The 12,345-nt window shown below is 49.2% G+C and carries 9 protein-coding genes; 3 read left to right on the forward strand and 6 right to left on the reverse strand.

Translation table 11 applies throughout. From position 1 onward, the window contains the following. The first annotated feature begins 89 nt into the window (after positions 1-89). The 3 genes from DSM2777_RS17960 (at position 90) to DSM2777_RS24570 (ending at position 4,025) form a co-directional block, all read left to right on the forward strand. On the forward strand, positions 90-1,160 hold the full coding sequence (locus DSM2777_RS17960) for a LacI family DNA-binding transcriptional regulator (RefSeq protein WP_061554749.1): 1,071 nt from the start codon (positions 90-92) through the stop codon (positions 1,158-1,160). Positions 1,161-1,301: 141 nt separating this feature from the next. After that, positions 1,302-3,620 (forward strand): beta-glucosidase BglX, encoded by a 2,319-nt coding sequence (gene bglX / locus DSM2777_RS17965; RefSeq protein WP_061554750.1) that lies wholly within the window; start codon positions 1,302-1,304, stop codon positions 3,618-3,620. A gap of 246 nt (positions 3,621-3,866) precedes the next feature. Then, positions 3,867-4,025, forward strand: a complete 159-nt coding sequence (locus DSM2777_RS24570; protein ID WP_156088332.1) for a hypothetical protein — start codon at positions 3,867-3,869, stop codon at positions 4,023-4,025. A 66-nt stretch (positions 4,026-4,091) separates the two neighbouring features. On the opposite strand, the gene DSM2777_RS17970 is transcribed toward DSM2777_RS24570, so the two are convergent. From DSM2777_RS17970 to bglF, 6 genes are all read right to left on the reverse strand, one after another. Next, on the reverse strand, positions 4,092-5,699 hold the full coding sequence (locus tag DSM2777_RS17970) for an ABC transporter substrate-binding protein (protein ID WP_061554751.1): 1,608 nt from the start codon (positions 5,697-5,699) through the stop codon (positions 4,092-4,094). Positions 5,700-5,859: 160 nt separating this feature from the next. Then, the gene (locus DSM2777_RS17975) at positions 5,860-7,209 is read right to left on the reverse strand and encodes an MATE family efflux transporter (protein WP_061554752.1); all 1,350 of its coding nucleotides are present in this window, start codon (positions 7,207-7,209) and stop codon (positions 5,860-5,862) included. Positions 7,210-7,251: 42 nt separating this feature from the next. After that, complete coding sequence (locus tag DSM2777_RS17980) at positions 7,252-7,671, reverse strand: MarR family winged helix-turn-helix transcriptional regulator (protein ID WP_046459276.1); 420 nt, start codon at positions 7,669-7,671, stop codon at positions 7,252-7,254. Between the two features lie 148 nt (positions 7,672-7,819). After that, entirely contained in the window at positions 7,820-8,713 is an 894-nt protein-coding gene (gene surE, locus DSM2777_RS17985) for a 5'/3'-nucleotidase SurE (RefSeq protein WP_061554753.1), read from the reverse strand. A gap of 271 nt (positions 8,714-8,984) precedes the next feature. Beyond that, positions 8,985-10,379 carry a glycoside hydrolase family 1 protein gene (locus tag DSM2777_RS17990; RefSeq protein ID WP_061554754.1) on the reverse strand — a complete coding sequence of 465 codons (1,395 nt, stop codon included), beginning with the start codon at positions 10,377-10,379 and terminating at the stop codon, positions 8,985-8,987. Positions 10,380-10,382: 3 nt separating this feature from the next. Beyond that, a complete protein-coding gene (bglF, locus tag DSM2777_RS17995; RefSeq protein ID WP_061554755.1) occupies positions 10,383-12,257 on the reverse strand; it encodes a PTS beta-glucoside transporter subunit IIABC in 1,875 nt (624 codons plus the stop codon). Positions 12,258-12,345: the final 88 nt, after the last annotated feature.

Genomic DNA, 12,345 nt, shown 5'->3' on the forward strand with positions numbered 1-12,345 from the left:
TTCACTGTTTTCGGTCAAGAACTCCCGCTGCGTGGTGATTATTGGCTTATGAAAATTTTGTCATTTTCGAATTTGAACGAGATCACAAAATGAACGGAAAGCTAAAAATCCGCGAAATCGCCGCTCAAACGGGGCTTTCTATCAGCACGGTATCGCGCGTTCTGTCCGGAAAATCGAATACCAGTGAAGCGGCTAAACAGCGAGTTTTAGCCTCGGCGCGCCAGCAGGGTGTCTTGGATGAAATCTCAACGGGGAGAATGCTGCTTAACGGGCTGGTCGTGTTTGCCCCTCAGCGCGCATTTGACGTGCGGTCTGACATCTTTTACTACAAGGTGATCCAGGGGATTGCTCAAGCGTTAGAGCCCCACGAGGTTCGGCTGCGCTATTGCTGTTTGGAAGAAAATGACAGCGATGTCTCCCTCTTCCTACAAAAAATGAACGAACCCGCCACCGAGGCCGCGATGCTGATTGGCATTGACGATCCCTATATCCACTCTCTCGCCGCAGACTTAGGCAAGCCTTGTATTCTGATCAACTGTCGCGATCGCAAAATGCGTCTGCCCGGTATCGCGCCCGATCACCAAACCATCGGCGAATTCTCTGCAAACTATCTTTTTGAGCAGGGGCATCGCCACGTTTTGCATTTGCTTTGTCTTCGTCGCTATACCATGGAACTGCGCTTGGCCGGTATTCGCGAAGCCTATCAAGCACATAATCTTCCTTTTAACAGCGACGATGCCCTGCTCACCGCACCCAGTTTTGGCGCCGCAGATGCAGAGCTCGCCGTGGCTCAGTTTCTTGAACATTGTCCTGCCGAACATCGTCCAACCGCCATTCTCGCCGGAGGAGACTATATGGCGGTCGGCGCCGTCAATGCCCTCTTAAAAGCAGGACTGCGAGTACCTCAGGATATTTCCGTGATGAGCATGGACGGATTCAATCTGGCGGCCATCCACGATATTCCGCTCACTTCGGTTCACGTCCCCAGAGACGAGTTGGGTGAAGAGGCGGTACGCATGCTGCAACGGCGACTCATGCAGCCAAACACACCGTTAGGCAATTTATTGTTGAACGGAACGCTAGTGGCACGCGACTCGGTTCGGCGCGTTCGAACCAGCCAAAATCAGGCATTGGTGCAGAAAGACGGGGTTTACGGTTAAAAGCGCCCCGCTCGGCCTTGAGTTTATTCACTATTATTTGAAGTTCCACCTTAAATATGAAGGGTGTGCTAATACAGCCTGTGGCAAACTGTCCGCACTTCCATTCGCTGCTTAGCAGCTAAATACGAGAGAAATTCCGCGATGAAATGGCTTTGCTCGCTCAGTCTGGTCGCAGGACTGATTGCAACTACTCTGTCTCCTGTTCATGCAGACACAACTCAACCCGTTCACCCTATGGTGAAACCGCAATCCACACAGGCGCGTGATGCTTTCGTAACCGATCTACTGAGCAAAATGACGCTGGATGAAAAAATAGGCCAAATGCGCCTGATCAGCGTGGGGCCAGATAATCCTAAAGAAGCCATTCGCGAGATGATCAAACAGGGTCAGGTCGGGGCTATTTTCAACACCGTAACTCGCCAAGACATCCGTAAAATGCAGGATCAGGCTATGCAGCTTAGCCGCCTGAAAATCCCTCTGTTCTTCGCCTATGACGTGGTTCACGGTCAGCGCACCGTTTTCCCTATTAGCCTCGGTTTAGCATCAAGTTGGGATCGTAATGCGGTCACCACCGTTGGGCGTATTTCCGCTTATGAAGCCAGCGAAGATGGGCTAAACATGACGTGGGCACCAATGGTCGATATCACCCGCGATCCACGCTGGGGCCGCACCTCTGAGGGCTTTGGTGAAGACACCTATTTGACCTCCGAAATGGGCCGTTTGATGGTTGAAGCCATGCAGGGTAAAAACCCAGCCGATCGCAACTCGGTCATGACCAGCGTGAAACACTTCGCCGCCTATGGCGCAGTGGAAGGCGGACGTGATTACAACAGCGTGGACATGAGCCCGCAGCGTTTGTTCCAAGATTACATGCCGCCGTATAAAGCCGCACTCGACGCGGGCAGCGGCGGCGTCATGGTATCGCTCAATTCCATTAACGGCACACCGGCAACGTCTAACAGTTGGTTATTAAAAGACGTGCTGCGCGACGAATGGAATTTTAAAGGCATCACCATCAGCGATCACGGTGCGATCAAAGAGCTGATTAAGCACGGCGTTGCCAGCGATCCTGAAGATGCGGTTCGCGTGGCGGTGAAATCCGGCATCGACATGAGTATGAGCGATGAGTATTACAGCAAATACCTACCCGGCTTGGTCAAAAGCGGGCGCGTGAGCGAAAAAGAAGTCGATGACGCAGCGCGCCATGTTCTAAACGTGAAATATGATATGGGTCTATTCACCAATGCTTACAGCCATTTAGGGCCTGTCGGTTCAGATCCTGTCGATACTAACGCAGAAAGCCGTTTGCATCGTCCTGAAGCCCGCAGCGTGGCGCGTGAAAGCATGGTGCTACTGAAAAATCGTCTGGATACCCTACCGTTGAAAAAATCCGGCACTATCGCGCTGATTGGCCCTCTAGCCGACAGCAAGCGTGATGTGATGGGCAGCTGGTCTGCGGCGGGAGTGGTTGATCAGTCCATTACCGTCTTGCAAGGCCTGCGCAATGCGGTCGGTAACAATGCACAAATTTTATATGCCAAGGGTGCCAACGTTTCGAACGATCCGGGGATTACTGATTTTCTGAATCTGTATGAAAAAGCCGTGAGCGTCGATACCCGAACGCCGCAGGCCATGATTGATGAAGCGGTGGCTACGGCTAAAAAATCGGATGTTATCGTCGCCGTCGTGGGTGAAGCTCAGGGGATGGCGCACGAAGCATCGAGCCGCAGCGATATCACCATCCCACAAAGCCAACGCGATCTGATTGCCGCACTGAAGCAAACGGGTAAGCCGTTGGTACTGGTGCTGATGAATGGCCGCCCACTGGCGCTTGAGAAAGAAGATCAGCAGGCCGATGCTATTTTAGAAAGTTGGTTCTCAGGCACCGAAGGCGGTAACGCCATCGCTGACGTGCTGTTTGGTGATTACAACCCATCGGGCAAATTGCCAATGTCCTTCCCGCGTTCCGTAGGTCAGATCCCGATTTACTACAGCCACTTGAATACCGGTCGCCCGTATAATCCTGAAAAACCAGAGAAATATACATCTCATTATTATGATGCCGCCAACGGCCCGCTTTATCCGTTTGGCTATGGTCTGAGCTACACCACTTTCAGCGTGTCCGATGTGAAAATGTCGAGCCCAGTGATGAAGCGTGACGGCAGCTTAACCGCCAGCGTCACGGTAAAAAACACCGGCAAACGTGAAGGCGCAACCGTAGTGCAGCTCTATCTACAGGATAAAACGGCGTCGATGAGTCGCCCTGTTAAAGAGCTCAAAGGCTTTGAGAAAATCACGCTTAAATCTGGCGAACAAAAGACCATCAGCTTTAAAATTGATGCCGACCAGCTGAAGTTCTGGAATGCATCGATGAAATATGTGTCAGAACCGGGAAAATTTAATGTGTTCATTGGCCTCGATTCACAGCGCGTGAATCAAGGTGAGTTTGAGTTACTTTAAATATTCTGGTTAATTCCCTCTTTAAGCCTCCTTCTTTCACGGGGAGGCTTAACTCCCCTCTTCGCAAATGTATTTTTTTTATATAGTCTGATACTAATACCGCACGAAAATACATTGATTGAAATTTACTGACATTACCCGATGTAAGTTAACCTTTATAAACTGGCATTATTTCGCCTGCGGCTCATACTGGTATTCAGTAAGTTATCGCTAAATAAATACATCGCGAATTAAGGTAGAAATATCATGCCTAATAAAATTATCACGTGGGTCATTATGTTTGGTTTTAGCCTGTCGCTGGCGCTATTGGCTAATATGCTGGGAGAAACCAATATATGGGCAATTCTGAGTATTTTTACCGTTACGTATTTTGTTTGCGACATCACCCTCAGCGTAATGGAATAACTCATAGATATTACTCATGCCCCGACGTATACATGTTCCCCACGTCTGAGGCATAAATAATTTACCTTAATGCGCAATAATATACAGCTCTTTGCTATACACATAATCCTGCGGGTTATGGGTGGGGAAACCACCAACGTATGGCTTTAGTAGTTTAATCAGCGGTTGATAGTAGATTGGAATAATCGGCGCTTGTTGATTGATTCGCACTTCAGCCTGTGAATATAAAACATTGCGCATAACGGGATCGGAAACGCTCTCCGCCTGCTTCAATAGCCGATCATATTCGGCATCGCTCCAATGTCCTACGTTTTCCACACTGGTGGACTGTAGCGTATTTAAAAACGTAGAAGGCTCATTATAGGTTGCATCCCAAGACTGACGTGACAGCATAAAATCCCCTGCCCTGCGCGCGTCTAAATAGGTCTTCCATTCCATATTGCGTAGCGTCACCTGCGCTCCTAGCAACTTCTTCCATTGTGAAGAAAGTGCGATAGCGGTTTTTTCGTGCAGGTCATATTTGTTGTAAAACAGCTCAAATTTTAACGGATGCTGTTCGTCGTAGCCCGCCTGATGCAGTAATCCTTTGGCTAAAACAACGCGCTGAGCTAACGGTTCGTTTAATTCATCAAGGACCGGAGACTTAAAATCAGCAACCTGAGGCGGGGTTAGCGTACTGGCCGGTTCACGTTGGCCTAAAACTTTATGGGCTATCAGATCGCGATCCACCGTGAGGTATAAAGCACGACGCACGCGAACATCATCAAACGGCGCTCGTGTGGTATTGAAATTATAATATTCGGTGTTTAGACGAGGAATAATATGTAATTCATTCGGCATGGTTTGCTGAATATGTTTAATCTGCTCAGCGGGTACCCAGGTGAGATCTAAATCACCGGCGCGATATCGGTTGTAACCAGAAACCGCATTGTCGACCACTAAATACTCAACCTGCTTTAATACCGTTTCTGAACGATTCCAATATTGAGGATTTTGTTTGGCAACAATTTTTTCATTCACTATGCGTTTAGCCAATACCAAGGCACCGTTAGACACCATATGTTCCGGCTGAGTCCAGCGCTCTCCCCATTGCGTAACCACCGCATGTGGAACCGGAAACGTTGTAGGCCACGCTAACATCGAAATAAACCACGGCGTCGGTTGTTCTAGCTGCACACGCAAGGTTCGTGCATCTAATGCTTGTACGCCCAGCGTTTGCGGTTTCATTTTCCCATTCACAATTTGCGCCGCATTAACCACATGTCCGGCGGCAAAATAGTTGGCAAATGGGCTCGCCGTAGCGGGATCAACCGCACGCTGCCACGCAAAAACAAAATCATCGGCGGTCAATGCAGAGCCATCTGACCAACGCAGGTTTTTGCGCAACGTAAAATCTATCTGCTTACCGTTCGCGCTCACTTTCCAGCTTTCGGCCTGCGCGGGTTGCACCTTGCCATTGCCATCCAACCACACTAGCCCTTCAAACAGATCGAGAACGATCTGCGCGGCGGTGTTTTCTTCAATTTTTTGTGGGTCGAGCGTAGCGGGTTCCGCATGGTTGTTGTAACGGAAAATTTGTTGGGGATCGAGTGACGTTCCTGCGGGGATTTGAGCAGCATATAACGGTGCCACGCTTATCAGGCTGACCAGCCATAATGGCGACAATTTTTTCATGATATTCCCTTTTCAATGCGTGAGTGCGCGTACCTTACGCCCGCCGACTACCGATTGCTGTGTGGGATCTCGCGAAAAATGTTTTTTGGCCTTGTGTCTCAACGTCGTGGATAAAAAAATCCAGCCATATTTCTTGGCTGGATTTCACTCACTCATTCATTCAGTTAGCTAACGATTCTTTCTTAGGCGTCAAACGGATCCCAAGACGACGCAGCTGTCGCTTCAGCATTAACACCACCACTATCGACAAACAAATATTCGATAAAGGCATCGCCAGCCACACCCCGTCCAGACCGAATACCCATGGGAAAAAACCAAGGAATGGGAACAAGATCAGCATGTTGCTTAGCGTGATAAACGTGGCATAGCGGGCATGGCCTAATGCTTGGAAGAACGTTGCGGCGAGCACGATAAAGCCATCCAAGAACATCACAAACAGATGCAGACGCAGGCCGTGAATGGTTGCCACGTGCAGCGCGCTATCGCCGGAAATAAAGATGCTGGTAAACAGCGATGGGAGAATCAGTATCGCGACCGCTAACGCAATGCCACCGCCGACAGCGGTCATCAAGCCTAATTTTAAGACCTGACGTACCTTATCCGGCTGGCGAGCGCCGTAATAGTAACTCACCAGCGGCTGCATTCCTCCACACACGCCTTCGGCGAGCAGGTAATAGAAACCAATCAGATAGCTGGCGATGCCATAGGCGGCCACTTCTATTGGCCCACCGTGCTTCATGAAAAGCAGGTTGTGCATCATGACCACCACGCTGAGATAAAGATACATCAGCATGCTGGAAAAACCGGTGGTTAAGGATTCCAAACTAAGGCGGAGGTTAAACGCAATGTGCTCGCGCTGTGGTCGTAATTTGTTATAGCGGCTGAAAACAAATCCTGTGCAAATAATCACCGCTACGCTTTCACTGATTATCGTTCCTATCGCCGCGCCTTTTAATCCCCAGCCCAAACGGATAATGAACACATAATCCATCAGCACATTCAGCAGCGCTCCGGTCAGCATGGCAATTGTCGCGAGTCTGGGCGCACCCAAGTTACGCACCAGCAGCGGCATAGCGATACTGCCGAGGACAATCGGCCCCGAAATGCCAATAATAGTCAGGTAATCAATGCCGTAGTTTTCAATGACGCCAGACGCATCTTGCAAACGCATAAACATCGGGGCGAAATACGCGATGCACAGCCCCACGCTGATGCCCATAGCGATCAACAGCCAGAATACCTGCGTTAAAATGCGCCGCGCCTTATCAATTTTTTCTTCGCCCTGCGCTAATGAACAGCGCGCGCCGCTGCCCATACCGATCATCATCCCCACCGCAAGCAAAACGCCCGACAGTGGCCAAGCCATATTAATGGCCGAAAGACCTTCTGCGCCCATCGCATGACCGATAAACGCACCATCGACAATTTGGTACAAGCCGCTAATCAATAAGGCGGCAATGGCAGGAATACTGTAGTGCCAGAATGTGCGGGTAATACTTTGCTGCAACATAACTTTTCCCAGATCTCTTTCTTATTTATTTCTCATCACTACTCAGCCCGTTTTTAAACTGCCACAGGCTTTGTGGAGCAAACGCTCAAACTGCTGTTGTTCTTCTGGCGTTAACGATGCCGCCATTTGCTGAGTGGTTTGCGCATAGATATCCATCTCTTCCTTTTCTAACGCAGCGCCTTTATCGGTAGCCTGTAATAAGGTTGCGCGGCCATCCTCAGGACAGGAAATACGTTGAATATAGCCACGTTTTTCTAATTTGCTCACCATGGCGCTGGCCGAGGCTTTGCTCACTTTCATGCACTCCGCCAGTTCCGTGAGGCGCATCCCCTGCGCGTGTTCTAATAACGCATAAAGATAGTCAAACTCGCTGTTAGTCAGCTCCATGCTGCCGCTTTGACGCGAGACTTCGCGCCAGCAAAACCAGAGGTGCCACTGAAGTTTTTTCAAATCATCAATCATTAGAGAGCTCAGTTCGGAAGGAGTGAAACTAATTTAGTTAGGCTAACATACTAATTTTTGTGCGGCAATAAAAGACGCGGTAACCGTTTGGACTTTGCAACGAAAAACGACCTGAAATCTCAGGCCGTTAATATTTGTCTATCAAGCATTAAGGGTGTTTTAACTCAGGGGCGTCAAAAGCATAGGCATAGCTCATATCAAACTGTGGCGCATTCCAATCAGAATCAATCACGGTGTACGTGATATAGCCTTCATTCAGCAAGTTAACATCCGTTTTACCCGCCGTTGGCGTTAGCGCATCGGGGTTAATTACCTGCGTCGCGGTGCCATCAGGCTGCATCTCATAGCTAAACATTGGCTTAGCGTGCAGATCGTTAAGCACAAACTTTCTTCCCAAAATTTTATCTTTGGGTAAGGCCGGATAATTCACGTTAACACCGGTACCATAAGGTAAGATCGCCTCACCCGGTGTCCAATTTTTGGCCAATGCGTCCACCATATTGACCACATAATCCACGGCGTCAGGCCAATACAGCTTGGTGCTTGGGAAACCTGCTTGGGCTTCATCTTCACTCATGAGCATACCAATGCTGGCCGCAATGGTTGGATAGCCATAGCGGATAGCCAGTGCCGCGGCAGAAACCGTCCCCGAATTCTGCAAGTTCCCGCCGTTATTTTGCCCGTAGTTAACACCCGAGATCACCAGATCCGGTGGGGTATCTTTCAGTACACCCAGCAAACCAAAATCTAGCGAATCCGACGGAGTTCCAGGGAAACCGTATTGCTTATCGCCGACTTTTTTCACTTCAAAAGAATGATTTGGGTTAATCGTCATTGCCGAACCCTGACCACTTTGATCGGTTGCCGGTGCCGTCATCCACGCATCATAGCCTTTAGCCGCAAGTTTACTTTGCAGCGAGGTGATCCCTGTTGACTGATAGCCGTCGTCGTTGACCAATAAAATACGCATTGGACGAGCCGCAGCCTGAGCGGCAGATAAAGTAGAAGACAGGGCTAATGCGGTCAGCTCTTTGGTTTTCATGGTGATTTCCTTCAATTAATTAGAAAGTACCCCCTCTTACGTTAATGAGATAAATGAGGGGATATTTTTTATATCACCCTATTTTTCATTGTTAGATATTAATAACTATATTTAAAACCCTTACGTCTCATTAATTAATTTATTCGCATTAGAAAGTTATTATTAATAATATTAAAATAGTATTTTTATACAACACACCTTTGTCGCTCATGCCGACAAAGGTGTGAATGAAAGCGTCTCGTAACGTTAACATTAGGCAATCGCGAACACGTTATCTTTTCAGGCTTTCCCCATTGCTGGCAATCACCTCAGAATACCAATAGAAGCTATCTTTGCGCCTGCGGGTAAGGGTTCCTTCACCGTGATCGTCTCGATCGACGTAAATAAATCCGTAACGCTTTGACATCTCGGCCTTCGAGGCGCTGACAATATCAATCGGCCCCCAGCTGGTATACCCCATCACCTCAACGCCATCGTCGATTGCTTCCGCGACCTGAACCAGATGATCGTTAAGATAGCTAATTCGGTAATCGTCGTGAATTGCACCATCCGCGGAAATTTTATCTTTCGCTCCCAGTCCATTCTCAACAATAAACAGGGGTTTTTGATATCTATCCCACAGCATATTCAACAAAATTCGCAGACCGGTCGGATCTATTTGCCAGCCCCACTCGGAACTCGGTAAGTGTGGATTCGGCACCATATCCAAAATATTGCCACGGGATTTACGATTTAATTCTTCATCAGCAGTGACACACCCCGTCATGTAATAGCTGAAAGAAATAAAATCGATGGTCGTTTTTAACGCCTGACGATCCTCTGGGGTGATATCAAGCGCAATATTATTTTCACGGAAATAACGCAGCATATAGCCGGGATATTCTCCACGGCATTGTACGTCGCCAAAGAATAACCAAGTCCGGTTTTGCTGGAGCGTTTCCCATACGTCCTGTGGCTGGCACGATAGCGGATACATTAAACCGCCCAGTAGCATATTACCTATCTTGGCATCGGGGATAATCTCATGACAGGCTTTCACCGCTTTAGCACTGGCCACTAATTGATGATGGATAGCCTGATATATTTCTGCTTTGCTGCTGCCTGCGGGTAACCCAACACCGGTTAAAGGCGCATGCAGCGACATATTGATCTCATTAAACGTGAGCCAATATTTAACCTTATGCTGATAGCGCTGGAATACGGTGCGCGCATAATGCTCAAAAAAACCAATTGTCTTTCTGTTTCCCCAGCCGCCATGCTTTTTAACTAATTCCCACGGCATTTCATAATGAGAAAGGGTCACTACCGGTTGAATACCGTATTTAGCCATTTCGTCAAACAAACTGTCATAAAAGGCTAAACCCGCTTCATTAGGCTGATCCTCATCGCCATGTGGAAAAATACGCGTCCAAGCAATAGAAGTTCGTAAACACTTGAATCCCATTTCTGCAAATAACGCGATGTCTTGTGGGTATTGGTGATAAAAATCAATTGCGACGTCTTTGATACCAAAGTCGCCCTCACGACGCTCCACCACATCACCAAAAATCCCTTGCGGCTGCACGTCTGAGGTTGATAAGCCTTTGCCTGCCTCACGATACGCGCCCTCAACCTGATTAGCGGCTACCGCGCCTCCCCAAAGAAAATCCTGCGGAAAAAGTTTCATCGGTTATTCCTTATGTTCACGGCTCACCACCAGCAGTGGTTCGCCTTCTTGGGTTAATGTGCGCGTCATGCACTGCACATCCAGAAATTCGTCGCTATTACTGATAATTATCGGCGTCGTTAAATCGTAACCAGCGGCAATGATTGCCTGCCGATCGAACTCGATAAGCAAATCACCGGCCTGAACTTTGTCACCGGCTTTTACATGTGCGGTAAAATGCAGCCCATCCAGCTTCACGGTATCGATGCCAATGTGGATCAGCAGCTCAATTCCCTGCTCGCTGAGGATGCCAATGGCATGTTTAGTTTGGAATAGGGATGCTATTTCCCCTGCAAAAGGCGCTACCACGCGCCCAACCTCAGGTACTATCGCTGCGCCGCGCCCGAGCAAACCACTGGCAAAAGTGCTATCACTCACGTTTTCTAGCGCCAGTACCGTGCCAGTCATCGGCGACAGCACTGTATTTTCATCGGCAGTCCAGCACTTAGCGCCAGACTTCACTTCCGGCTTCGCCTGCTCTTTAGGTAAGCCGAACAAAACGGTGCCCACCGCGGCGATAATCAGCGCCAGTAATGACCCTGTAATCGCGCCCCACACGCTCAGATCCACGCCTGCGGGAGGAATAATCTGAGCAAAAGTAAAGACGCTCACTAAGCCAAAGGAGTAGGAGGCTGTTTGGCTATAGCCCACTATCGCGCCGCCAATGGCTCCGGCCACACAGCCGAAAATAAACGGACGTCGACGCGGAAGCGTTACGCCATATACCGCAGGCTCCGTGATGCCAAAAACCCCCGCGGTGGCAGCAGAACCCGCCATTACTTTCAGCTTGGCATCGCGAGTGCGCAGGAAAACACCTAACGCCGCACCGACTTGGCCTAAGACTGCGGGTAGCAACAACGGTGACAAGGTGTCACGCCCAAGCACGCTAAAGTTGTTAATCATCAAAGGGATGAGTCCCCAGTGAAGTCCGAAAATCACGCAGACCTGCCAAATTCCCCCCATCACTGCGCCCGCGAGCCAAGGAGCAAACACATAAATCGCTTGATACCCCATGGCCAGCATTTGGCTTAGCCACGTTGCGACGGGGCCAATCAGCAAGAACGTTAATGGAACCGTGATCGCCAGACACAACAACGGCGTGAGGAAGTTTTTCACCGCGGAAGGCATGTGGGCATTAAGGCGTTTTTCTAATTGGCAACTGACCCACGCAGCAAAAATGATGGGAATAACCGACGAGCTGTAGTTGATAAAGGTAATAGGAATACCGAGGAAATACGCGTCAGAACTACCGGCGAGTGAAGCATTAAATCCCTGCATCATCAGCGGGTGCGTTAACGCGCCACCAATGGCCATGGTTAAAAACGGACTGCCGCCAAATTTTTTACCAGCGGTGTATCCCAGAACCAGCGGGAAGAAATAGAACAGAGCATCACTGGCAGCAAACCAGATTTGGTAGGTTCCCCCCGTAACGGATAGCCAGCCACAGGCCGCGGCTAGCGCCAATAATCCCTTTAAAATACCGGAAGCGGCCATCACGCCTAAAAATGGTGTAAAAATACCGGAGACAACATCAATAAAGCGACCAAGTAGCCCCGACTTCTCACCATCGTCAGCGCTTGGCGCATCGTCACTGAGCTGCGCGGCTTTTCTTACTGCCTGATATACATCCCCCACGTGGTTACCGATCACCACCTGAAACTGCCCGCCGCTTTCCACCACCATAATGATGCCAGAATGCTCTTTTAGTTTTTCAGCCTGTGCCTTGCCGCTATCTTTCAATTTAAAGCGTAGCCGCGTGGCGCAATGCACTAAGCTGGCGATATTCTCTTTACCGCCAACACCCGACACGATATCTGCCGCTAATGTTTGATGATTCATTCCCTCTCCCTCTACGCCTGCCACCGTCTGCGGCTGTGGAAATCTGATATAAAAAAACCTGACCCTTCGCCTAAATAAATCAGGAGAA

This window comes from Obesumbacterium proteus (assembly GCF_001586165.1).
Lineage (GTDB): Bacteria > Pseudomonadota > Gammaproteobacteria > Enterobacterales > Enterobacteriaceae > Hafnia > Hafnia protea.